Origin of the sequence: Paracoccus aestuariivivens, assembly GCF_009711225.1 — a bacterium.
Taxonomy (GTDB): Bacteria; Pseudomonadota; Alphaproteobacteria; order Rhodobacterales; family Rhodobacteraceae; genus Paracoccus; species Paracoccus aestuariivivens.
Genome location: NZ_WMIE01000001.1, coordinates 1,009,654 through 1,033,011, shown reverse-complemented (window position 1 = coordinate 1,033,011; position 23,358 = coordinate 1,009,654). Strand labels below are relative to the sequence as shown.

The 23,358-nt window shown below is 60.7% G+C and carries 24 protein-coding genes and 1 pseudogene; 7 read left to right on the top strand and 18 right to left on the bottom strand.

The window, feature by feature from the left end; genetic code table 11:
• Positions 1 to 9: 9 nt before the first annotated feature.
• The gene (locus GL286_RS05000) at positions 10 to 630 is read right to left on the bottom strand and encodes a TetR/AcrR family transcriptional regulator (RefSeq protein WP_155094392.1); all 621 of its coding nucleotides are present in this window, start codon (positions 628 to 630) and stop codon (positions 10 to 12) included.
• Between the two features lie 112 nt (positions 631 to 742).
• Here GL286_RS05000 and GL286_RS04995 point away from each other — a divergent pair, with 112 nt between their 5' ends.
• Genes GL286_RS04995 through GL286_RS04975 form a run of 5 tightly spaced genes read left to right on the top strand, consistent with a single transcriptional unit; the run spans position 743 to position 5,184 of the window.
• Entirely contained in the window at positions 743 to 1,795 is a 1,053-nt protein-coding gene (locus tag GL286_RS04995; protein ID WP_155094391.1) for an ABC transporter substrate-binding protein, read from the top strand.
• Positions 1,796 to 1,803: 8 nt separating this feature from the next.
• On the top strand, positions 1,804 to 2,658 hold the full coding sequence (locus GL286_RS04990; RefSeq protein WP_155094390.1) for an ABC transporter permease: 855 nt from the start codon (positions 1,804 to 1,806) through the stop codon (positions 2,656 to 2,658).
• Positions 2,658 to 3,428, top strand: a complete 771-nt coding sequence (locus GL286_RS04985; RefSeq protein ID WP_211596196.1) for an ABC transporter permease — start codon at positions 2,658 to 2,660, stop codon at positions 3,426 to 3,428. Before GL286_RS04990 ends, GL286_RS04985 begins: the two co-directional genes overlap by 1 nt.
• Positions 3,425 to 4,459 carry an ABC transporter ATP-binding protein gene (locus tag GL286_RS22905; RefSeq protein WP_155094389.1) on the top strand — a complete coding sequence of 345 codons (1,035 nt, stop codon included), beginning with the start codon at positions 3,425 to 3,427 and terminating at the stop codon, positions 4,457 to 4,459. Before GL286_RS04985 ends, GL286_RS22905 begins: the two co-directional genes overlap by 4 nt.
• Positions 4,456 to 5,184 (top strand): MBL fold metallo-hydrolase, encoded by a 729-nt coding sequence (locus GL286_RS04975; RefSeq protein WP_170295040.1) that lies wholly within the window; start codon positions 4,456 to 4,458, stop codon positions 5,182 to 5,184. The genes GL286_RS22905 and GL286_RS04975 overlap by 4 nt, the downstream gene beginning before the upstream one ends.
• Before the next feature lie 2 nt (positions 5,185 to 5,186).
• Here GL286_RS04975 and GL286_RS04970 read toward each other — a convergent pair whose 3' ends face one another.
• The 6 genes from GL286_RS04970 to GL286_RS04945 form a co-directional block, all read right to left on the bottom strand.
• A complete protein-coding gene (locus GL286_RS04970; RefSeq protein WP_155094388.1) occupies positions 5,187 to 5,990 on the bottom strand; it encodes a hypothetical protein in 804 nt (267 codons plus the stop codon).
• 132 nt (positions 5,991 to 6,122) lie between these two features.
• Positions 6,123 to 7,085 (bottom strand): ABC transporter substrate-binding protein, encoded by a 963-nt coding sequence (locus tag GL286_RS04965; protein WP_155094387.1) that lies wholly within the window; start codon positions 7,083 to 7,085, stop codon positions 6,123 to 6,125.
• A gap of 19 nt (positions 7,086 to 7,104) precedes the next feature.
• Positions 7,105 to 8,076, bottom strand: coding sequence for an ABC transporter permease (locus GL286_RS04960; RefSeq protein ID WP_155094386.1), 972 nt, complete (start codon positions 8,074 to 8,076; stop codon positions 7,105 to 7,107).
• A complete protein-coding gene (locus GL286_RS04955; RefSeq protein WP_155094385.1) occupies positions 8,073 to 9,557 on the bottom strand; it encodes a sugar ABC transporter ATP-binding protein in 1,485 nt (494 codons plus the stop codon). Before GL286_RS04955 ends, GL286_RS04960 begins: the two co-directional genes overlap by 4 nt.
• On the bottom strand, positions 9,554 to 10,648 hold the full coding sequence (locus GL286_RS04950) for a Gfo/Idh/MocA family protein (protein WP_155094384.1): 1,095 nt from the start codon (positions 10,646 to 10,648) through the stop codon (positions 9,554 to 9,556). Before GL286_RS04950 ends, GL286_RS04955 begins: the two co-directional genes overlap by 4 nt.
• A complete protein-coding gene (locus GL286_RS04945; protein WP_155094383.1) occupies positions 10,645 to 11,697 on the bottom strand; it encodes a sugar phosphate isomerase/epimerase family protein in 1,053 nt (350 codons plus the stop codon). Before GL286_RS04945 ends, GL286_RS04950 begins: the two co-directional genes overlap by 4 nt.
• A gap of 103 nt (positions 11,698 to 11,800) precedes the next feature.
• On the opposite strand from GL286_RS04945, the gene GL286_RS04940 reads away from it, so the two are divergent.
• A complete protein-coding gene (locus tag GL286_RS04940; protein ID WP_155094382.1) occupies positions 11,801 to 12,805 on the top strand; it encodes a LacI family DNA-binding transcriptional regulator in 1,005 nt (334 codons plus the stop codon).
• A gap of 137 nt (positions 12,806 to 12,942) precedes the next feature.
• On the top strand, positions 12,943 to 14,859 hold the full coding sequence (locus GL286_RS04935; protein ID WP_343038835.1) for a multiheme c-type cytochrome: 1,917 nt from the start codon (positions 12,943 to 12,945) through the stop codon (positions 14,857 to 14,859).
• A gap of 110 nt (positions 14,860 to 14,969) precedes the next feature.
• On the opposite strand, the gene GL286_RS22285 is transcribed toward GL286_RS04935, so the two are convergent.
• The 11 genes and pseudogenes from GL286_RS22285 to GL286_RS04895 all read right to left on the bottom strand — a co-directional run bounded on the left by GL286_RS22285 (position 14,970) and on the right by GL286_RS04895 (position 23,355).
• Complete coding sequence (locus GL286_RS22285) at positions 14,970 to 15,305, bottom strand: transposase (protein WP_281352076.1); 336 nt, start codon at positions 15,303 to 15,305, stop codon at positions 14,970 to 14,972.
• 15 nt (positions 15,306 to 15,320) lie between these two features.
• Complete coding sequence (locus GL286_RS22445) at positions 15,321 to 15,443, bottom strand: transposase (RefSeq protein WP_246184826.1); 123 nt, start codon at positions 15,441 to 15,443, stop codon at positions 15,321 to 15,323.
• A gap of 118 nt (positions 15,444 to 15,561) precedes the next feature.
• The gene (locus GL286_RS22280) at positions 15,562 to 15,864 is read right to left on the bottom strand and encodes a helix-turn-helix domain-containing protein (RefSeq protein WP_211596192.1); all 303 of its coding nucleotides are present in this window, start codon (positions 15,862 to 15,864) and stop codon (positions 15,562 to 15,564) included.
• 532 nt (positions 15,865 to 16,396) lie between these two features.
• A pseudogene (locus tag GL286_RS04925) lies at positions 16,397 to 17,073 on the bottom strand (IS91 family transposase); the annotation flags it as partial.
• Positions 17,073 to 17,195, bottom strand: a complete 123-nt coding sequence (locus GL286_RS22900) for a hypothetical protein (RefSeq protein WP_425496086.1) — start codon at positions 17,193 to 17,195, stop codon at positions 17,073 to 17,075. The pseudogene GL286_RS04925 and the gene GL286_RS22900, both read right to left, overlap by 1 nt.
• A gap of 16 nt (positions 17,196 to 17,211) precedes the next feature.
• Positions 17,212 to 17,619, bottom strand: a complete 408-nt coding sequence (locus tag GL286_RS22270) for a tyrosine-type recombinase/integrase (protein ID WP_211596189.1) — start codon at positions 17,617 to 17,619, stop codon at positions 17,212 to 17,214.
• Positions 17,620 to 18,151: 532 nt separating this feature from the next.
• Complete coding sequence (locus tag GL286_RS04915; protein ID WP_155094381.1) at positions 18,152 to 19,408, bottom strand: BatD family protein; 1,257 nt, start codon at positions 19,406 to 19,408, stop codon at positions 18,152 to 18,154.
• Complete coding sequence (locus tag GL286_RS04910) at positions 19,405 to 20,916, bottom strand: VWA domain-containing protein (RefSeq protein WP_155094380.1); 1,512 nt, start codon at positions 20,914 to 20,916, stop codon at positions 19,405 to 19,407. Before GL286_RS04910 ends, GL286_RS04915 begins: the two co-directional genes overlap by 4 nt.
• A complete protein-coding gene (locus GL286_RS04905) occupies positions 20,913 to 21,899 on the bottom strand; it encodes a VWA domain-containing protein (protein WP_155094379.1) in 987 nt (328 codons plus the stop codon). The genes GL286_RS04910 and GL286_RS04905 overlap by 4 nt, the downstream gene beginning before the upstream one ends.
• Complete coding sequence (locus tag GL286_RS04900) at positions 21,896 to 22,369, bottom strand: DUF4381 domain-containing protein (RefSeq protein WP_155094378.1); 474 nt, start codon at positions 22,367 to 22,369, stop codon at positions 21,896 to 21,898. The genes GL286_RS04905 and GL286_RS04900 overlap by 4 nt, the downstream gene beginning before the upstream one ends.
• The gene (locus GL286_RS04895) at positions 22,369 to 23,355 is read right to left on the bottom strand and encodes a DUF58 domain-containing protein (RefSeq protein ID WP_155094377.1); all 987 of its coding nucleotides are present in this window, start codon (positions 23,353 to 23,355) and stop codon (positions 22,369 to 22,371) included. Before GL286_RS04895 ends, GL286_RS04900 begins: the two co-directional genes overlap by 1 nt.
• Positions 23,356 to 23,358 lie beyond the last annotated feature (3 nt).

Sequence of the window (23,358 nt, the reverse complement as noted above, 5' to 3'; positions counted from 1 at the left end):
TCTTCGCAATCAGCCTTCGCGTGAGATCAATCGCGTAAAAGCCCCAAGATGTGCGTCAAGCCGCGCCCGCAATTGCGGCAGCGACTGTCCCTCATCCAAGGTGAACTCGGTGAATAGCGAGTTCAGATCATTGAAGGCGATCTCTCCCAGCGCAGAGGCGTCCAGATCGGCCCGCACGTCGCCCCGCGTTTGCAAGGTCCGGATCAGATCACACACCTGCGCCGCCAATGCCGCATCGAGTTCACGGTAGCGGCGCGAAAAGGGGGCTTCGGGTTGCTGGATCGTCATCGCCATCGCGGCGCGCCACATTTCTTTGGTGAGGTAAACCAGCGAGTGATCGTAATAGGTCTGGATCAGTTTCCCCAAGGCATCGGCGACGGTCGAAGGCGGATCGGCCACCACCGCTGCGCCCTGCCCCAGAACCTCCTCGACCTCCATGCTGACAATGGCCAAAAGCAGATCGGCCTTGTTTTCGAAATAGTTGTACAAAGTCCCGACCGAGACCTCGGCATCGTTCGCAATCGCGTCGATCCGCGCGGCCTCATAACCCATTTGCCCAAAAAGCGTGCTTGCCGCCTCGAGGATGCGCCGGTTTCGGTCGGCTTTTTGTCTTTCGCGCAGGCCTGCCATCATGTCCTCGCTGGAATGTTGAAATTATTATTGACTGCAAAAATGAACTGGTTCAACTTTTTTCTAGAAAGGACACAAAGAGGTCCTCATTTTCCCGACAGGAGTCACATTGATGATCAGAACTGCCTGCGCCGCGATCACCTTTGCCACGGCCGTCACCCCGCTTGCCGCCCAAGCCGCATCCGAACTGAACGCCCTGATCTGGTGCGACCACGCCGATCCCGCACTGCTCGAGCCTTTCGAAAAGGCCCATGACGTCAAGGTCAACACCAAGGAATACCAGGGTACTGCCGAAGGGCTGACCATTCTTGAGCAATCCCGTCCAGGCGATTGGGACGTGATGGTGATCGACGCGATCGATGTCGGCCGTGCCATTGACCGCGACGTGCTGGCCCCCTTGCCTGCCGAGGCGGTGTCGACTGCGGATTTCTTTCCCGAACTGGTGATGGCATCGCACAATACCCGCGACGGAATTATCTATGCCGTGACGGACAAATTCGGCTACAACACGCTGGCCTATAACAGATCCAAGGTCGATCCCAAGGATATGACCAGCCTGAACACCCTGTGGTCGGGGAAATATGACGGTCGGATCGGCATCTACGACTATTACCTTCCGGCGCTCGGGATCGTCGGGATCGCTCAAGGCCTCCCGACCTCGGACCTGAATGGCGACAAGATCGAGACCCTTCGCGAACCGCTTATGAAACTGAAAGCTGCCTCGAAGCAGGTGGCGGATGTCGTCGGCAGCCAGACTGCGCTGGCGACCGGAGAGGTCGATATTCTGGTCGGTGGCGGCGAATTCCTGACGGCGAACCTTCACGCCGAGAACCCCGATCTGGACTGGACCATCCCCGCCGAGGGCGCGGTTCTTTGGGCCGAGTCGATCGCGGTGCTGAAAGATTCCCAGCAGCCCGAACTGGCGCTGGAATTCGTGAAGTACCTTACTTCGCCCGAAGGTCAGGCCCGTTTGGCCACCTCGGCCTGCTACTGGGGCATGCCCGCCAATGCGAAGGCAGGCGAGCATCTGACGCCCGAACAGAAGACCGTGCTGCGCTGGGACGAACAGTCCGATTACCTGAAGCGCGCGCAACTGTACCCGATCCCCAGCGCGGATGACGACGCCGCGATGCAGGATCTGTGGACCGACATGCTGCAAAACTGACGTGAGACATGAGCATCGAACGCTTTGAACGCAAGCAAGGGGCCGCTTTGGTGGCCCCCGCCCTGCTGTGGACTCTCGCCTTTTTCATCCTACCCTTTGCCGCCATGATCTGGATGAGCCTTGCCCATCTGGAGGGGCGGGAAATCGTGACCGGTCCGGGTTTGGGCAACTATGTCCGGATCTTCTCGGAGCCGTCACTGCTGCGCGGCATCCGGGTCTCGCTTGAGATTTCTGCGATCGTGACCGTGGTTTCGGTCATTCTGGCTTGGCCATTGGCATGGATCATCGCGACCCGAGTGCCCCCAAGGTGGCGCAGGTTGGCTTTGTTGCTGGCTGTCCTGCCGTTCTGGACGTCTTACGTCGTGCGATCCTATTCATGGGCACTTGTTCTGGGAGAAAACGGCCTCGTTATGCAGACGCTGGTGCAAAGCGGCATTCTGGATGCGCCCGTCCAGATCATGGCGACGCGCGCCGCGACCATCATCGGCTTTATCCATTTCTTCGTCATGCTCTTGACCCTGACGATCTATTCGAACCTCGTCCAGCTTTCCCCGAACTACGCCCGCGCCGCCGAGGATCTGGGCGCCTCGCGATTGCAGGTCATCTTTCTGGTCATTCTGCCGCTGACCCTGCCCGGCGTGATGACCGGCGCGTTTCTGACCTTCGTGCTGTGCATCGGCGACTATATCACGCCGCAAATTCTGGGCGGAAATTCGGAACTGACCCTGCCGCAACTGATCATGCTGCAATTGGGCAGACGTGGAGATTACCCGATGGCTTCAGCACTGGCCGTCGTGCTGATGGTGCTGGTCACATTGGCCTATGCCGCCTGCGCCCGCTGGCTAAAGATGGAGCGCGTCTGATGCGTATCCTGTCCTGGGCATATCTTGTCCTGATCTTCGTCTTCATCCTTCTGCCCGTTGTGGCGCTGGTCGTTTTCTCGTTTCAGGACGGACGGCTGCCTGTTCCGCCACTCAAGGGCTTCACACTGAAATGGTACGCCGAGGTGATCGCCGACCGCGATCTGATGGCCGCGCTGTGGAATTCCTTTATCGTGGCGTTCGGCTCATCAGCAGTTGCGTTGGTGCTGGGTTTTCTGGCGGCGTCGGGTCTGGCCCGGGTTGCCCTGCCCGGCTCGGTAGTGATGCGCGGCGTGCTAATTGCACCCATGACTGTCAGCTACCTCATCATCGGCCTTGGACTGCTCCAGATATTCAACAAACTCGGGCTGCGTCCGTCGTTGCTGGCGACCGGTATCGGTCATGTCGTCATCAACCTGCCGCTATGCTTCTCGATCATCTATGCCGCGATGGGCGAGCATCAGCGCAATGCGCTGCGCGCTGCCCGCGATCTGGGCGCACGGGAATGGCAGGTTCTGGCGCTGGTCTCGGCTCCAATGCTCGCTCCGGCGCTGGCCGCTTCCTTTTTCCTGTCGGTGACCTTCAGCTGGGACGAGTTCATCATCGCCTTCCTGCTGACCCGCTTTGACATCACCCTGCCCGTTGAAATCTGGTCGATGCTGCGTTCGGGCCTGTCGCCCAAGACGAACGCGATCGGCTCACTGGTCTTCCTTGTTTCGGTCGCAATCGTCGTGACGCTTGAACTGACCCTATTCCGAAAGCCCCGCCCATGACCGCTGAAGTCCGTTTCGAGGCAATCCACCACCGCTTCGGCAATTTCACCGCGCTACATAAAGTCGATCTGACCATAGCAGCGGGCGAGTTCATCGTGCTTCTGGGACCATCGGGCTGTGGCAAGACCACGCTGCTGTCGATCCTTGGCGGCTTCGTCACCCCGACCGAGGGCAAGGTCATCATCAATGGCAAGGACATGACCCATGTCCCGCCTCGTGGCCGTCCGACAACAACGATGTTTCAGGACTACGCCCTGTTCCCGCATATGACCTTGCTGGACAATGTCGGCTTCGGGTTGCGGATGCGTGGTGTCGGCAAATCCGAACGGCGCACGCGCGCTCAGGAAATGCTGGAGATGGTCGGCCTTGGCGACAAAGCCTCGCGCCGCCCGCATGAATTGTCCGGCGGGCAGCGCCAGCGCGTTGCCTTGGCCCGCGCTTTGGCCGTGTCACCCGATGTGCTATTGTTGGACGAACCATTGGGCGCCTTGGATATGAAACTGCGCCGCCAGATGCAGGACGAGTTGAAGGCCATCCAGCGCCGGGTCGGCACGACTTTTGTCCATGTGACCCACGATCAGGAAGAGGCTATGGCCGTCGCCGACCGCATCGTCGTGATGAATCAGGGCCGCATCGAACATTGCGGCTCCCCCGAGGATGTCTATCTGCGACCCGCCAGCCTGTTCTCAGCCAATTTCATGGGCGAGATGAACCGCATTCCGGTGACCGCCAATGGCCAGAACGCACAATCGCCGTTTGGCCCTATTGCAATGACGATGACGGGCCGCGAGGGTGTCCTGTGCATCCGCCCGGAAAATATCGGCTTTTCCGGCGATGTGTCACTGGGCCCTGCGCGTCTGGTCGAAAGTGGCTTTTTCGGGACGCATCATCGCTGCCATTTCGAACCATTGGCCGCTGAGGGGACGCGGATCGTCGCCCATTTGCCCCAAGGCAGCCAACCCGGTATCGGACAGAATGTTGAACTGTTCGCAACCAACGCCGTCATCCTGCGCGACGAGGTCGCTGCGTGAAGCGTGTTCCCCCTCAGGACTGGTATCGCCTGCGTCGGGTCGGGGATGACATCACATGGATAGACGAGCCACATATCCACGAATTCTATCGCTGCAACATCTGGCATGTGCGTGGACGGGACCGTGACATGCTGGTCGATAGCGGCATGGGGGTCGTTTCGCTGCGGGAATGGGTGCCTCTGGTCAGTGGGCGGCCGCTGGGCGCGGTGGCAAGCCACACCCATTTCGACCATATCGGCTGCCACCACGAATTCGATTGCCGCCTATGCCACAGGGCAGAGGCGGAAATTCTGGCCAATCCGACCCGCGCCGCAACCTTGGCCGATCCTTATGTCACAGACGAGATTTTCACGGCTCTGCCGCCAGAGCCCTATCTTTCGACCAGTTACGCGGTCACATCGGCCCCCGCCACACGCCTGCTTGAGGACGGTGATAGGATAGATCTGGGCGACCGCAGCTTCGAGATCATCCACACACCCGGCCATTCCCCCGGAGGCATCGCCTTGTGGGAAGCGGCGACCGGCGTCCTGATCTCGGGAGATATCGTCTATGACGGCCCGCTGATCGAAGACACCTATCACTCGGATGCCGCAGCATACATCGCCTCGATGCAGCGCCTGCTGAAACTGCCGGTGCGTGTGGTCCACGGAGGGCATTTCCCGTCATTCTCGGGTGAGCGCCTGCGCGGGATCATCATCGATTGGCTGGCGTCGAAGGACCGATAGGTTCACTCGGCCACAGGTGGACGCGGGATTCCGTAGCCGTCCAGCGCCCATTCATAGACCCGTGCATCCGTACGGAACGTCCAGATCCGGCCCGAGCCGATATCGATGATCGCGGTCACGACCGTACACCACAGAACCGTCAGCATGATCGCAGGCAAGCGTCCCTTGCGCCCTGTCAGCCCGAACTGGTAGCCGACCGTGCCAGAGCCCAGCAGGCTCATCAGCAAAAGCAGCCAGATCAGCTGCATCGGGATTCGGTATTCCATCATCAACCGCAGGGCCGTCGTTGCATCGAATGCATTGTTCAGCGCATTCATCAGTGAAGTCACGGCAGGTGTCGGGTTCTCGGAGACCCGCTTTTCCAGCAATGCCCAGATCTCGTTCTGAAGCTGGTTGGACTCGTCGGTCGTGATGGCGATTTCGGGCGAATGCGGTTCGGCGCGGATATAGCGATAGCGAAGCTCAAGATACTTCTTCAGATGCGCGACAATCGGGCCGGATTCATCACCACCAACAGCCTGCGCCTGCATCAGGGCGGTGCCAATCGCGTTGACCTCGTCAAGGCCGGAATGCATCCGGTTTTCCTGCCGCGATGAAGCGTTGGACAGGTTCAGCGCCAAGACAAAAGCCAGAAGACCAAGCACGCTGCCGACAACCAAAGTCGCGCCTTCATCCGAGCCCTCGCCGATCTCCTTGCGGCGGTTGCGGCCGATCCTGACGCCAAGCTCAAAAAAGATGATCAAGCCGAATAACAGGATCGAGAAGAACAACAGCGGATTTTGTTCAAGCAGCAGAAGAAATGGCATCTTTGCGTCCCACTTGCGCCAATCCGGCGCGGAATAGCGGCAGGATATGGGCTGGTCGGGAAACGGCAAGAGGCCAGAATGAAAAACCCTGCCCGCGTGGCGGACAGGGTTCTGGTCATCGCTTACCCGAATTTAGAACGGGCTGTCGGGATAATAGAACTGCTCAGCGTTTTCCGGCGTGATCAGTTGCGAGCCAATGATGAACCGCCCCGTCATCGGCGCTTTCGAAACGAAGTTCAGCGCGGTCATCTCGATCGCCGAGGAAATCAGTGCCGGAGGATAGGTCACGTTCACCGGAAGCTGTTTGTCACCATCCATGATGCGCTTGACGATTTCCTTCATCCCGGCACCGCCGATCACCCACATCTCGTCATTGCGGTTCGCGGCCGAAATGGCCTCCAGCACGCCGATCGCCATGTCGTCATCGGCGGCCCAGACCGCGTCGATCTTGGGATATTTCGACAGGTAATCCTGCATGACGGTAAAGGCATCGTCACGGTTCCAGTTGCCGTGCTGCATGTCGAGGATCTCGACATCCGAGCCTTCCAGCGCCTTCTGGAACGCCTCGACCCGCTCGTTGTCCAGCGTCGTCGGGATGCCGCGCAAGACGACAATCTTGCTGCCGGCTGCGAGATTACCTTTGAAATACTCACCCGCGACGCGACCAAAGGCCGTGTTGTCACCGGCAACATAAAGATCTTCGATACCGTCTTCCGACAGGCCGCGATCCACGACGGTGACGAACTTGCCCGCGTCCTTGACCGCTTTGACCGGAGCCGTCAGCGGCTCGGATTCGAATGGCAGCACGACCAGCCCGTCGATATTGCGGGTGGCCATCATATCCTCGATATCGTTGACCTGCTTGGCCGCATCCCCCGCCGTCGCCAGCACGAATTCGAGGTTAGGATAGGCCTTGCCCAGCCGCGCGATGGTGTCCTGCGCGTGCCAGTTCAGCCCGCCCATAAAGCCATGCGTGGCCGACGGGATCGAGACGCCGATGATCTTTTTCTCAGCTTCCTGCGCGACGGCCCCGCCAACCGTCATGCCCAAGGTCATGATTAGGGCCGCGCCCTTCATCAGGTTTCTGCGCTTCATCTTCCTCTCCTCCCCAGGATTACCGCTCGTCGGCGGTGCTTTTCTCCCGCTGCAAGACGACAGCAAGAACGATGATGACCCCCTGTATCGCCCCGTTCAGATAGGGGCTGACCAGATCGGCCAAATTCAGGATATTGTCGATCAGCGACAATATCAGGACACCGACCACGGTGCCCCACACGCGTCCCGTCCCCCCCTTCAGGGCCGTGCCGCCAATAATCACGGCAGCGATTGCTTCCAGTTCCCAAAGAACTCCGGTCGAGCCCGAGGCCGAACCAAGACGCGGAACGTAAAGCACGACCGCCAACCCGACCAGCAGCCCCAGCAGAACATAGGTCATCAGCTTGACCCGGTTCACGTCGATCGCGGAATAGCGCGCGACCCGTTCGTTCGAGCCGATAGCCTCGACATGGCGGCCGAACCGCGAATGGCGCATCATCCATTCGCCGATGATCGCAACCACGGCAAAAGTGATGATCGGCCATGTGATCCAGCCAAAACCACCGTAATAGACCGGCCTGTACAGTGTCCGCAGTTCGGATTGCAGGCTAAGGGTCCCGCCATCCGCAAGCCATGTCACCAGCGACCGGAAAATCCCCATCGTGCCCAATGTCACGATGAACGGCTCGATCCTCGCTTTGGTGATCAGCGCACCGTTAAGCCAACCTGCGCTTAGCCCGCCAATGATCGCGACGATCATGCCAAGTATGATCGTGCCCCAATTGGCCCCAAGCGAGGGCAGCGCCGCGTTCATCGCGATGATCGCCACCCCTGCGAGGAATGCCGCCATCGAGCCGACCGAAAGATCCAAACCGCCTGCTGTGATCACAAAGGTCATTCCGACCGCGATCATCCCGATGAAGGCCGAACGGGCAAGCACGTTCGTGATATTCGCCGGCGCAAGGAACGAGGAATTTAGCATCGCGCCCAGAATAACCAAGGCGATCAGCGCGACAATCGGGCCAAGGGTGTGCAAGTCCAGTCGTTTCATGCGGCCTCGCTGCTGACGCCCATGGCAAGGCGCACGATGTTTTCTTCGGTCAATCGCGCTCCGGACAACTCGCCCGCAATATGTCCTTCGCGCATGACCAGCACGCGGTTCGACAGGCCAATGACCTCGGTCATTTCGCTGCTGATAACGATGATGCTACGCCCTTCGTCCACGAGTTTGCGGATAAAGGCGTAGATCTGGCGCTTGGTGCCGACATCGATGCCACGGGTCGGTTCGTCGATGATGATGATGCGCGGATCGGGCAGCATGGTCTTGGCCAGCAGCAGTTTCTGCTGGTTTCCGCCCGAAAGTTTGCCTGCGGGCATGTCGCGACGCGGCGCGCGAATGTCGAATTCCTGCGTTGCATGATCCAGTGCGGATTCCTCGGCCTTGATATCCAGCCGAAGTTTTCCAAAACGCTCAAGCGTCGCCAATGTCAGATTTTCGCGTAATGGCTTGTCCAGCAATAGACCGGCTTCCTTGCGATCTTCGGTCAGATAGGCAAGGCCGACAGCAAAGGCGTCGCGCAGGCTGCGGATCGTCACAAGATGCCCGTTCAGCCGGATTTCCCCCGTAGCAGACCGCAATCCGACCAGCCCCTCGGCCAGTTCGGTACGCCCCGAGCCAACCAGACCCGCGATCCCCAGAACCTCGCCCTGCCTGAGCGTGAACGAGACATCGTGAACTTCGCTGGGGACGTTCAGTCCCACCGCCTCCAGCGCGATGGTATCATCAGGCGTACCCTTTTCAGGGTAAAAATCCTGCAACTCGCGGCCGACCATCGCTGCGGCCATGCCGTTTTCGTCCAGCTCGCCCCGCAAGGCTTGGCGAACGACCCGACCATCCCGCAGCACAGTGATCCGGTCGGCCAGATGCGCGACTTCGTCCAGACGGTGCGAGCAATACAGGATCGCGACGCCCTCGCCGCGCAGTCGGTCGATCTGCTCGTACAGCGTTCCGACCTCGCGATGGGTCAACACGGCGCTTGGCTCGTCCATGATCAGCACGCGCGCCTTGCGGGACAGGGCCTTGGCGATCTCGACCATTTGCCGGTCCGGCACCGAAAGGTCGCGGATCAAGGCATCGGAGTCGATCGGGCTGTGCAGGCGATCCAGCAGCGCCACAGTTTCGGTCCGCATCGAGGCATGATCCAGCCGGAAACCGCCCCTTTCGCGCCCAAGGAAGACATTCGCAGCCACGGACAGGTCAGCGGCCAGATTGAATTCCTGATGGATGACGACGATGCCGGTCGCCTCGGCCTGTGGGCCGCTGGAAAAGCGGTGGGGCTGTCCGTCCAGAAGTATATCGCCCTGCGTCGGATCCAGAAACCCGCCAAGGATCTTCATGATGGTGGACTTGCCCGCGCCATTTTCGCCGATCAGCGCATGGACCTCGCCCGGCTCAAGCGCCAGATCGACGCCGTGCAATACCTCGATCGGGCCGAAGCTTTTCGAGACATTGCGCAGCGCAAGAACTGTCATGGCGCGACCGAAGTCCAAGCGCCGTCACGTCGGGACGAGGCTTGCGCGGCCGAGATGAATGCCATTCCCGACAACCCTGCCGCCAGCCCCGGAACCCGTCCGGTCAGGCTGTCGTCGCCTCGGATTATGCCCGCGATATCTTTGTACAGGTTGGCAAAACCTTCGAGATATCCCTCGGGATGACCGGGAGGCGTTCGGAACGAGCCCGAGCGATCCTGCGCCCGCGTCAGGATCTGCGCAGGTCCATCCTTGGGGGTAAGGACCAGCCGTTCACTGTCTTGCAGCCGCCATTCCAGAGCGCCCCTATCGCCGAACAGCCGCAGCGACAGTCCGTTTTCCTGACCAGTCGCGACCTGACTGGCCCAGATGCCGCCCTTGGCACCCGAGGCATAGCGCAGAGAAACCCGCGCATCGTCGTCGATCGGTCGCCCCGGCACCATGCTGGACAGTTCGGCGGAAAGGTGGCTGGGGGTCTGGCTCGTCACGAACTCGGCCAATTGCCACGCATGCGTCCCGATATCGCCAAGCGCCCCCGCCCCCGCCTGAGCGGGATCGGTACGCCAATCGGCCTGCTTGTTATGGGTCTCGTCGGACAGCCACCCTTGCAGATATTCCGCATGGACCAGACGGATTTTCCCCAAGGCCCCTTCAGCCACCAACGCGCGCGCCTCGCGGACAAGGGGCAGGGCCGAGTAATTATGCGTCAGGAAGAAACGCGCCGTGCTGGCGCGAACCGCCTCGGCAATCTGACATGCCTGTTCCGTCGTCGCGGCCAAGGGCTTGTCACAGATGACATGGATACCTGCATTCAGGAACGCGACCGAGGGCGCGGCATGCATGTGGTTCGGTGTAACGATGGCAACGGCCTCGACCCCGTCCTCGCGGGCGGCTTCCGCGCGGGCCATCTCGGCAAAACTGTCATAACCGCGGATTCCCAGGTCGGCTGCGCTTGAAGCGGCCCGCTCGGGATTGCTGCTTAACGCGCCCGCGACCAGTTGGAACTGCCCATCCATCCGCGCGGCGATCCGGTGAATTGCACCGATAAAAGCACCGCTGCCGCCACCCACCATGCCCAGTCTGATCGGTTTCATAGTCCAAGCGCCTTGTTGATGGCGGCAGGGTCCACAGAACTGGCCGCGAAGTCGTCAAATGCATGAGGGGTCACGCGGATAATGTGGTCACGCACGAAGCTGGCACCCTCACGTGCGCCGTCCTCGGGGTGCTTCAGCGCGCATTCCCATTCCACAACTGCCCAACCGTCGAAACCGTATTGGGTCAGCTTCGAGAAAACCGCGCCAAAATCCACTTGCCCATCGCCAAGGCTACGGAACCGTCCGGCACGGTCGACCCATGATTGATAGCCGCCATAAACGCCTTGCCGGCCATTCGGACGGAACTCGGCATCCTTGACATGGAACATGCGGATGCGGTCATGGTAGATGTCGATATTCTGCAGATAATCAATCTGTTGCAGGACATAATGCGAGGGATCATACAGCATGTTCGCCCGTGCGTGATTGCCGACGCGCTGCAAGAACATCTCGTAAGTCACGCCGTCATGCAGATCCTCGCCGGGATGGATCTCGTAGCAGATGTCGATGCCATTTTCCTCGGCCAGATCCAGCAAAGGCCGCCAACGCGAAGCCAGCGTGTCAAAGGCTGCCTCGACCAGTCCGGGCGCACGCTGCGGCCAAGGATACAGATAGGGCCAAGCCAAAGCGCCAGAGAATGTCGCCATCGCATTCAGGCCAAGAAGGCGGCTAACGCGGATCGCTTTGCCAACCTGATCGACCGCCCATTCCTGCCGCGCCTTGGGATTGCCGCGCAACGCCTCGGGGGCAAAAGCATCGAAGCCCGCATCGTAGGCCGGATGAACGGCGACAAGCTGACCTTGCAAATGGGTCGAAAGCTCGGTCACTTCGACGCCGTTCTGACGCGCGATGCCGAGGAATTCGTCCCGGTATGTCTGCGAATCTACCGCCCGCTCCAAGTCAAGGATGCGCGGGTCATTGGTCGGAACCTGCACACCCTTATAGCCACAATCCGCAGCCCAGCGTGTGATCGAATCCCAGCTGTCAAATGGCGCGTCAGCACCGATGAACTGCGCCAAAAACAGCGCAGGCCCTTTGATCGTTTGCATGATGGTCCTCACTCCTCCAGCCAAGCTGCACTGGACTGAAATCGATTGCAAGAACTTCTTTCGCCGCTTGCTGCGACGCCGTCCGCTGGCATAATCTGCGCGAATGGAAAGACTTGCCGCCCGAGTAAAGCTGTCAGACGTGGCGCGTCACGCCGGAGTTTCGGCTGCGACCGTCAGCCGGGTGCTGTCGAATCCCGATCTGGTCGCCGAGAGCACGCGCACCACGGTTTTACAGGCCGTCGAAGCCACCGGCTACCGGATGAACCATGCCGCGCGAAACCTGCGTAAGCAACGCACCGGCAGCGTCGTCGCTTTGGTTCCCAATCTGAGCAATCCGTTCTTCGCCAAGATTCTGGACGGGATGGGCCATGAATTGGCGCGCGCGGGATATGACCTGCTTGTTGCCGACACGCTCGAGGACAAAGGCCGACACACCGCATTGCAGCGCTTTCTTGACCCCTCGCGCAGTGACGGGGTCATTTTGCTGGACGGGATGGTCGCGCTGCCCACGCCCGCCGAGCAAGCCGACCTGCCCCCCATCGTGACCGCCTGCGAATGGATCGAAGGCACGGACGTCCCCCGGATCGTGCTGGACAATCGCGAAGGCGGAGTGCTAGCGATCCGGCACCTGCGGGATCTTGGACACGATCATATCGGCCTGATCGGCGGCCCGCCCCGAAATGTATTGCACCTCTCCCGACTTGAGGGAGCAAAGGATGCCGCAGGCACGGCCCGCATCACGCTGTTTGACGGTGATTTCACCCTGTCATCCGGTCAGGCGGCAGCAAAAGTCTGGATGGATCGGCCCCCTCTCGACCGGCCAAGCGGTATCTTCGCCTTTTCGGACGAGATGGCCTGCGCCTTTATGGCGACCCTTCAACGCGCGGGCTACATCGTGCCACGCGATGTGTCGATTGTCGGTTTTGACGATATTGACCTTGCCTCGTATCTGGCCCCCGCCCTGACGACAGTCCGTCAGCCCAAGCGCGAGATAGGTCGCAAGGCCGCACAGCTTATTCTGCAGCGAATCGCTGGGGAAAGCATCGCCACCTGCACGATGATCACGCCGAGACTTATGGTGCGCGAAACCACGGAATCCCGCAAGTAACCAGACGTAACAGCCAGCCAGACCGAAAAAAATCCACTCTCCGCTTGCGACTTTTGCCGCTGACCGTGAAATTGTCTCTGGACGGCCCCGTCCATTCACGAACCAGCCCTACTTCCTTTCAGAGAGTGCCAGATACCGTGAAAACCGCCCTGACCGCATTGCTTCTGTCCTGCCTCGCCATGACTGCGTCGGCTCAGGAGGTTCCTGACTATATCGGCTCGGCCCAATGCGCCTCCTGCCATGTTGACGAGACCGAGGCATGGAAGACATCGGATCACGGTCTGGCATGGACCGAACCGTCGGATTCGACCGTGGTCGCGGACTTCAACAACACCGAGTTTCACGGCAACGGCATGGACGTGAAATTCTCGAAGGACGAAAAAGGCTTTCACGCCAAGGTCACCGAAATGGACGGCGTGACCCAGGATTACAACGTCCATTCGGTGGTGGGCATCAAGCCGCTGCAGCAATACCTGTTCGAAACCGCGCCCGGAAAGCTACAAAGCTTCGACGTGGTTTGGGACGTGGACAAGAAGGAATGGTTCCACCTTTATCCGGATTCGCTGTTGCCTCCAACGGACGGGATGCATTGGAGCGGACCGTACAAGAACTGGAACGCACGCTGCGCCGAATGCCACTCGACCGGATTCGAGAAAAACTACAACCCGCAAACCCGCAGCTACCAGTCTACCCAGGTCGAGATCGGTGTCGGCTGCGAGGCCTGTCACGGTCCGGGCTCGAAACATCGCGATTGGGCGAAAGACAAGCAGCCGCTGACGATTTCTGGCCTTGATGCCTATGGCTTCACCATGCCGACCCAAGGCGGGGCGGAAAAATGGGTTCAACAATGCGCCGGATGCCATTCCCGCCGCGAGGCTTTCAACGAAGGCAATCCGCTGCCCGGCACGGCCTATCACGACAATTACCGGTTGTCCCTGCTGACGCCCGATCTGTACCACGCCGACGGACAGATCCGCGAAGAGGATTATGAATACGGCTCGTTCCTGCAGTCGAAAATGTATGCCAAGGGCGTCAGCTGCATGAACTGCCACGACCCGCACACCGGCGAGCGGGTCGCCGAGGGCAACACCGTCTGCACACAATGCCATTCTCCGGCCGGCAATCCCGATTTTCCCAGCCTGCCGCTCAAGGAGTTCGACACCGCCGCCCATCACTTCCACAAGGAAGGTTCCGAGGGCGCCCAGTGCAAGAACTGCCACATGGTCGAACAGACCTACATGGGCAATGACGAGCGGGCAGATCACAGCTTCCGCATCCCGCGCCCTGATCTGTCGGCGCAAACCGGTGCGCCCGATGCCTGCACCACCTGCCACAAGGACCAGACTCCGGAATGGGCGGCGGCAAAGATCGAGGAATGGTATCCGAACTCAACCCATCGCGGACCGCATTTCGGGACCACCTTTGCACAGGCGGCACAGGATCCGGCCGGGGCACTCAGCAACCTTCTGGCCATCGCGAAAGATGAAAGTCAGGCGGATCTGGTGCGGGCGACTTCGCTGTTCCTGATGCAAGCCGCCGCCGATGAAAAGACCGTTCAGGAAACCACGCCAATGCTTTCCGACGATAGCCCGTTGATCCGTGCCTCGGCGGCGCGTCTGCAAAGGGCAGGAAATCCGCAAGCGCGTGTAGATAACCTGATCAAGCTGACAACCGACCCGATCAGGTTGGTTCGTATGGCTGCCGCGCAGGAACTGCTCAGCGCGCCGCTTGGTCAACTTCCCCAGCAAGCGACTGCAAATCTACGAAGTGCGATGGCCGAATGGCAGAAATCGCTGGGTAACCGTCTGGATTTCCCCGAGACCCATATGGTGATGGGCGGTATTGCGATGGTAACGCGAAACTACCCCGCTGCAATCAATGCCTTCCGCGAGACTGTCCAGCTTGATCCGCAGAGGATTGAAGCGTGGTCTGTGCTGGTGCGGCTAGAAATTGGCGTGAACGGCAAGTCTGCGGGGCGCAAGCTTCTGGATCAGGCCCTGCAGAGCAACCCAGACAATCCGACATTGCTGGAACTGCGCCCACAGACCCAGTAAACTCACCCGACGAAAACATGTTGCTGACAGTCGGGTTCATACCCCGTACGTTTGACGAAGGTCGTGAGATCTTCGTCAAAGGCATGATCGCGCACTAGAGCGTGTTGTGGTCAATTGGCCTCATATCCTGCAGCTTTAAAGTAGTTGTAGCACTCCTCGTCAGAGACGAGGTCGCGGACCTGACCGACCGCTGCCCAGAATTGATTGTAGGTACGGGCGGCGGCCTTTCTGATCAACGCCTTTAGCTTTGAGAATACCATTTCGATCGGGTTCAGATCAGGACGGTAGGGCGGCAAGTACAGGAACCAGGCAGTGATATCACGCAGGGCAGCCGCCGCGGCAGGACTCTTGTGGCTGGAGAGGTTGTCTAGGATAACAACGTCCTCGACCCGAAGCGTGGGAACCAGTTGGGTCTTGATGTAGAGGTCGAACATCTCGACGTTCATCGCCCGATCAATCACTCAGGGCGCGTCCAATCGGTCATCGCGCAGGGCGGCGACGAAGGTTTGGGTGCGCCAATGGCCGAACGGTGCGTGATCGACGAGGCGTTGACCGCAGGGCACCCAGCCGGTCGTCTCGGCCATGTTTGTCTTGATGCTTGTTTCATCAATGAAAGCCCGCCGGACCAGATGGTTGGCCATGAAAGGCTGGCGTTTCGCGATCCAGACATGGCGCAGGTTGGCGACGTCCTTGCGCTTCTGTTCAAGCGCCTGCAGGGTTTTTTTTGTGTGTCAGCCCGAGCCCGCACAGCATGCGCCAGACCGTTGCACGGTGAACTGCGATGCCATGCGTTTCGACGAGATCGTCCACCAATTCATCGAGCGTGATCTCGCCTTTGGTCGTGACGCGAGCCTTGAGCCAAACGCTCACCCCCGTCAGTTTGCCGTGTCCTCCGCCATTGCCTTGCCGTCTCGCGGCCAATGCGCCGATCTCGCGGTGGCGGTGGCCCTCATCCACGAAGGCCATGACCCCTGTGCGAAGCTCCATTGGATGCGGATTGCCCATTTGCCTCCCCATATCTGCCGCAGCACAAGGGAATCACGGAATGGCCGTTTCGGGAATCTGGAGGGTTCTGTGAGGTCGCGCCGAGGGTCGCGTGGGTTTTGGCACCGCGCGCGACCTCATTGAAGCCGGATTGAACGAAGCCGCAGGCCGGTTTGGCGCTATGGGGATTGTGGTTTTTGCGCTGGCCCGGGATGTCGGGCGAGCAGGAGGATGCGGCGGTGAAGGGTAGCGGCCCTGGTTCTGCCGGGTCCGGCATCGGCCCGTGGAAGCCGCCACCACGAGCCGGTCTGGGGGCGGATTACCTGTCGGGACTTCTGGCGCCGGCACAACCGTGTCACGAGCGTACCGGCTCTGGGGGCGGTCTTTTTGCGGATCGGTTGCGGGTCGTGCGGCGATGGTCTGTCTTGGAGGTTCATGAACTGTCGTTCCAGAATGGTCCCCGGGGTGGTGCCTGGCCGTGATGTCAGACAGAGAGTCTGACCATCGGGCGATCGCAGCAGGGACATGGATGCGAAACGGCTCTTGCCGTCTTCGCCGCCGGGGCGACGCGCAACGCCTGCAGAAACAGCCGCCGGAACAGCCGCGACAGGACGCGGACCGGAAGAAAGAAGTTCGGACGGCAGGCAATCCAGCGCGTGCCATCGGGCGATGGTCCGCCGCCCTGCACGATGCAGTGGAGATGAGGATGATAGCTAAGGGCCTGACCCCAACTGTGCAGCACCGCGATCAGGCCGATCCCGGCGCCGAGATGTTTTGGATCGGCGGCAATGATGCGCAGGGTCTCGGCGGCGGACTTGAACAGGATGCCGTAGATGGCTGCCTTGCTCTGGAAGGCGATGGCCGCGATCTCTGGCGGCAGCGTGAAGACCACATGGAAATAGGGGACGGGCAGCAGGTCGCCTGCCCGCGCGGCCAGCCAGTCACGAGCCGCGTTCGCCAATGTCTCTCGGACCAGTGGCGTTCCATTGGCTCACCTTGGCATTTGGGGCAATGCCGGTTGCGGCAGGAATTATAGGCGACACGGATCGTGCCGCAGGTCCGACAGCCTTCGACATGGCCGCCGAGCGCCGCGGTCCGGCACAGTGCGATTGCGCTCATCACGCGGCGTTCTACTCGGCCGAGATGGCCGACATGCGCCTGAACATAGGCTGAGCCATGGCGGCGGAAGATATCCGCCACCTCCAACGACGAACGCATGACGCCGGCCATCAGCCGGGCGGTACCACCTCCAGGCTCGGGCAGTCGAGCGGGCTCTGTGTCTTCGCGATCGTTGTCGTGGCAACCTGCGTATAACGTGCGGCGGTCGATAGAGAACTGTGCCCGAGCAGCACCTGGATGATGCGGATGTCAACGCCGCTTTCTAGCAAATGGGGTCGCGAAACTGTGCCGCAAGGTATGCACGCTGACCTTCTTGGTCAGCCCTGCCGCCTTGGTCGCGGAACGATAAGCGGAATGCAGCACCTGCACGTCTATCGGTTTGTCGTCACGCCCGGGAAACAGCCAATCCGTTGGTCGAGCCAGACGCCAGTAGCTCCGCAGGATGCAGAGAAGCTGTGGCGAGAGCATGACGGTCCGGTCCTTCACGCCCTTGCCGTGGCGGATCTGGATCACCATGCGATCGCTCTCGATATCCGTGACCTTCAGACTGGCCGCTTCCGAGGCGCGCAGGCCCGCAGCATAAGCCGTGGCCAGCGCCGCACGCGCCTTCAGAGACGGTACCGCCTCGAGGAAACGCACGACCTCGTCGGCGCTCACGATCGCAGGCAGCTTGCGCGGCGTGCGCGCATGGGCGATGCGTTCCGGGATCTCCGCTCGGTTCAGCGTCACCCCATAGAAAAAGCGCAGGGCGCAGACCGTCTGGTTCAGCGCCGGCTAGGAAATGCCCTGCGATACAAGGTAGACTTGGAAGGCCCGGACGTCCTCCAGCCCCAACTGATCTGGCGGCCAAAATACCGGCTGAACTTCGTGACGGCATGAACGTCGGTTCGCTGCGTGGTTGACGACAGGTTGCGAAGCGTCATGTCGTCGATCATGCGGCGTCGCAGCGGGCTTACCGCAGTCGTGGCATCAGCCATGGGATGGTCTCCTGATGAGAAGGTTGGTCTTGAGCAACCAAACCTTCCCATCAGGAGACCACACCCCCCAAAAAAAGACGCCTCTCCCGCAGCAGCGGGTTCGTTAAATCTTCAATCTCAAAGCCCGCGACACGCTCTAGCAGGCCGCTGAATTAGTCGGGGCGTGAGGAAGGCGAGTTCTGGGGCACGATCCCCCAGCCGCGCAGAATGTGCTAGCTGTGATGCCCCGGATTGAGTTGCGGCAGCACCTTGGTCGCCTGTTTTGTTTGGGTGGGCGTTTCCCTGACGGCACGGGCAAGATCCAGCCACGCCGCTTCGCTGTCCGAATTCGAAGCCGAACGATAGATCGTGGCTCCGATCCGCGCAAAACTGCTGGAGACCTGCTCTGAAGCGCTCGTCTCGCCGCGTGGTAGTCGCGCGCGCCAGATCGCCAACCATTTCGTGGCCAGCGGATAGTTCTTCTGCGAGATCGCCGCGAGCAGTGACTTGCGGGCATAAGCCTCGCTGGCCAGATAGTGCTGCTTTCGAGCATGAACGATCCGGCGCGCGCGTGGCAATGACCACCGCAGAACCGCCAGTAGAACCAGCGCCAGAACAAGACCGATCGCGATCAGTTTCCAGCCGATTGCCCGTTTCGGTTGAGCGGATTTAGCGGGTGGACCGGTTACCGAGATGTCGAAACCCGGCACGGTGGCCGTCTCGACCTTTCCGGTCTTGAGATTGAACCAATCGATGCTGACAGGAGGAACGCTGCCCTGTCCGCCCCCGACCGCCATCAGGGTCTCGGTTTCAACTCTGGTTCCCGATAGCGTGTCGGCGCCGTCAGATTCGGTAATTTCAGGTGAGGCCGGATAAGTCCGGATCGCGGGCAGATCGAATTGCGTGGTCAGCTCGGGAAGAACGATCGGCGACGTCCCCTCGATCTTGGCGGTCACGGTGCGGGTAACACTTGTCCCCGGCGCAAGATCCGTGGTCGGGCCGGACAGATCCTGCGTCAGTTCCAGCGCATTGGCCGCGATAAACGGATCCAACCCTTCGGCCCCTTTCGGCAGATTGCCGGTCAGGGTCATTTCCTCGGTCTGAGCCGCCACGGTGACGGGGGTCTGACCGTCAGTCCCGACATAGGTGATCCCGACCTCTTGCGGAGACAGGATGAACTGTCCCGGAACCATCGGCGTTAGCAGGTAACGCCGCGAGATACCCGACCATGTCTCGCCATTGACCTGACGGCTGATGGCGGTCGTTTTTTGTGGCGGCAGCCTGACGCGCAGGTTCGGCCCTTCGAAACTGGGAAGCTCGGGCGGTGTTGGCATCCATGTCGGCACCAGAATGTTCAGACGAAGCGTCACCGTCTGACCGGGAACGACCTCGGCCTGTTCAAGCTGTGCTTCGATGATCGGGGTGGCCGCTTCCTGCGCCGCAAGTGGCAAGGCGAACAAGCCAAGGATCAGGACGAGTGCCCACTTCATTTTCTGGCCGCCTCAATCGCAAATCTCTGCCTTAGAAAGTCGCTCGTATTCGTGTCGACCGTATTCATCCATTGATCCGCGGTCAGCAGATGCGGACCTTCATCGCGGCCTTCGATCTGGGTGTCCGAGCCCCTCGCGTCCTTGTTGTCGAACACGACCTCGTCCGCACCCTCGCCCTCGCCTTCGCCGGTATCGGACTGCTCACGGGTGGTTTCCACAAAATCGAGGATCTTCTTAGACAGATCCAGATTTTTTGCCGCGCCGGGAAAGTCCTTGTCGCGATCCAGCGTGGTCTGGAAATCTTCGATGGCGTCGCGATAATTGCGATTCTTCAGATGGGCCATGCCCGCCAGAAAGCTTGCATCCGGCGTTTCGATTCCGGCCAGAACCTCGACGACGGATTCATAATTGCCATCGCGGTAAAGGGCGTAAGCCTTGTGCATCGGCTCCAGAAACAGCTCGCCAGCACGATCGAAATGCCTGTTGTTATAGGCGATCTGGCCCTGCTGGTCGGCGGTCAGGAACCAGTCCGTCACCCCTTCCGCGCGAGCATGATAGGGCAGGATCATCGCCGCCAGCACGACAGCCGCGCCCCAACGCATCGTCCAGCCACGGCGGAACCAGCTAAGCCCGAACAGGGCAGCGAGCCAAGCGAACAGCCAGCCACGATCATCCCAAGGCTGGTCGCCATCCTCGGCCAAAGCCCGTCGATATGCGGCGTTCAACTGGCGATCCAGCGCGACGATATCCGCGTCATCAACAGTGACCTGCTGGACGGGGATGTTCAGCGCGTCGATTCCGGCGCTACCCGTCCCATCCGGCAATGTCGCAAGTACGGCAGCGCTTGTGCCGGTGACGGCGTCCATCGCAGCGACATCGGCCCCCGCGACATCATCGGTCACGAACAATATCCCCCCTGGAGAGGCTTCCTTTGCCATGATCGCCTGTGCAGCCTCAAGCGCCGCACCGGTATTGTTGCCGGTATCGGGCATCACATCGACTTGCAGCCCTTCGAGGTAAGGCTGCAATACGTTCGGGTCTTCGGTCATCGGAACAACCGAATGGGCCGAACCCGAATAGGCGATCAGCGCCGATCGTGCACCCGCCCGCAAAGCCAGAAGATCACGGATCTTCTGCTTCGAACGCTCCAGCCGCGACGGCGCCAGATCCTTGTTCTCCATCGAGGCGGTCACCTTTAACGCGATGACCAAAGGTGCGGTTTGGGCGACAAAGGGATCGGGCACCCGCGACCATGTCGGACCCGCCGCGCCCAGACAGATCAGGATCAGCACCAAGGCCACCTCATCGATGGGAACAAGGCGTCCTGCGCGTGAATTGCCGACAGTCAATGCTTGCGCGAGATGCGGGGCCAGCGCCGCATCCGGCAATCTGTTGCCCACCAATCGGCGGCGGACGAACCACCAGATCAGCGCGACAACAGGCAGCAGCAGCAGCAGCCAAGGCCGGATGAAGTGGAACAGGTCGAAGAAAAGCGCCAGATCGGTCATGCCCGCGCCCCCGATTTGGTTCTACGCATCGCGAGATAGCCGGTCGAGCCGATCCCGATCAGTGCGGCCAGCAACATCGGCAACCATGCCAACGCCTGACGCGGCCGATAGGACAGCGCCTCGGTTTCACGGGGGGCGAGTTCATCGATGCGTTCATAAACCTTGTGCAATCCGTCGCTGTCCTCGGCGTAGAAATATTGACCGCCGGTGCGCTGCGCGATGTCTTGCAGGGCCTTGAGATCGACCTTTTCTTCCCCCGTTGCCTTGGGGTTGCCGATCCCGATGGTGTAAATCTCGATGCCGCGGTCCCGCGCGATCTCGGCTGCGTTGACCGGACTCATCCGGCTGACGGTATCGGTTCCGTCCGATAGCAGTATCAACAATCGTTGTTTGATATCGCTGGCCTCGAATGTGCGGATCGCAAGCCCGATCGAGTCGCCAAGCGCGGTGTGGGGGCCAGCCATTCCGACTTCGGTCTGGGACAGAAGATCACGGATTGTCTGCAAATCCTCGGTCAATGGCGACTGGACATAGGCTTTCGAGCCAAAGACGATCAACGCCATCCGGTCGCCGTCCCGCCCCGATATGAAGCCATCGACGACCTGCCGCACACCTTGAAGCCGCTGTTCGACCGTGCCGTCGGGGGCGTTGAAATCATGCGCGTCCATCGAACCCGATATGTCGATGGCCAGAACCACATCCCGTGCAGCGCGGGTTTGTTCAATCGGAGCACCGACCCGTTCCGGACGGGCCATCGCCACCACAAGAAGCGACCAGACCAGAACGGCACTGACCATCTGCAGAACCGAGCGCCGCATGACGACCGCTCCCGAAGCCGCATCGGTTCCTGCTGCCGCGACGATGCGGCGGAAAAACGGAAAGCGCAGCGCCGGAACCTGCTCTTTATGCGGCGGCACCAGCCACCAGATCAGCAAGGGCAAAGGCAGCGCCAGTAGTGCCCAAGGGAAACCCAGCGAAATCATGCCTCTGCCCTGCGATGCTGTCTTACCCATGTCTCGGCCAGATGGGTCAGGGCCGGATCGGGACGGCTTTCGCGATAGGGCGCGCTGGCCAAGACTTGACCGGGCCCGGATGCGAACGCCTGACCTCCGACCTGATGATCAAGAAATGCTAGCCAGCTCTGCCCCGCAAGTCCCGCGACATCGCTGCGCGGATAGGCGGCCAGCGCTGTGCGCCGCAGGATTTCGGCAATGCGCACCGGATCATCCTTTGCCTCGGCCAACAGATCCAGCGCCGCGCGGCGATAAGCGTTGGCGCGCCGATGCCTGCGCCAACGCCAGAAGCCATAGGCCAATGCCAACAGCAACACGGCCGCCACCACGGCCCAACCCCATGTCTGCGGCACCATCGAGATCGGCGTCGGCTCGACCGGATCGGTCAGTTGCTCGATCAGGCCAATGAGGCTGTCATTATCGACATTGGTCGGTTCCATCAGCGGCGCGCCCCCGCAATGCCCATCAGATGACGCATCTGGGCCACGCTGTCTTCCGCAGCACTGAGCGGCAGAACCGGAATGCCGAAGCGGCGCTGCCAATCCAGAATGCTGGCCAGCCTGCCTTTGGCAAACTCGCGCAACGACCGGTGTGTTTGCTGATCTCCGGTGTTGATCTCGGCCTGCAGTGTACCGTCCGAGACGACGATCCTTTGCTCGCGCGGCATATCATCCGAGTAAGGATCCGAGACCAGCCCCAGCACCAGATCGTTTCGACGCGACAGGCCAGCAATCAGGCGCTCGGTCGTTTCGTCCACGATATCGAAATCGCTGAAGATCAGGACCAGATGATTGCGGGGCGCAAGTCGCGCGACCGATTCCAGCACGCGGTTCATCGCAATGGGTTCGACCGAGGGCGCGTCGGCATGCAAAAGTCCGTTCGCATCGGCCAGCGCGGTCAGAAATGCGGTCAAGGCGTGGCGGCTGCGGGCGGGCCTGATCTCGGCCAGCATTTCGTCACCAAACACGATGCCGCCAACCCTGTCGCCCTGATCGAAAATGCGGAAAGCTGCCAACGCCGCGCATTCCGCAGCAGTGACCGATTTCATGTTCAGAACCGAGCCGAAAAACATCGACATGCGCTGATCCACCACGATCAACGTCGGGCGGTCGCGTTCCTCGGTATAGACGCGGACATGCGGCGTGCCTGTTCGCGCCGTCACCTTCCAGTCGATGCTGCGGATATCGTCCGAAGGCAGGTAGTCGCGCAATTCCTCGAAGTTCAGGCCGCGCCCGCGCAAGCGCGAGGCATGGCGTCCGTTCAACACGCTGCCCGAAGGCTGGCGCGGCATGAAACTGATGCGCTTGGCCTGCGCCTCGAGCCTGCGCAAATGCGACAGGTCGACGCTGATCCGGGGATCGGCCCGCCCCGGTGGGGGAATGGGCGTGACGGTTCCGGTGCGTATGCGGGCGGCTTTGTCCTCCATCGC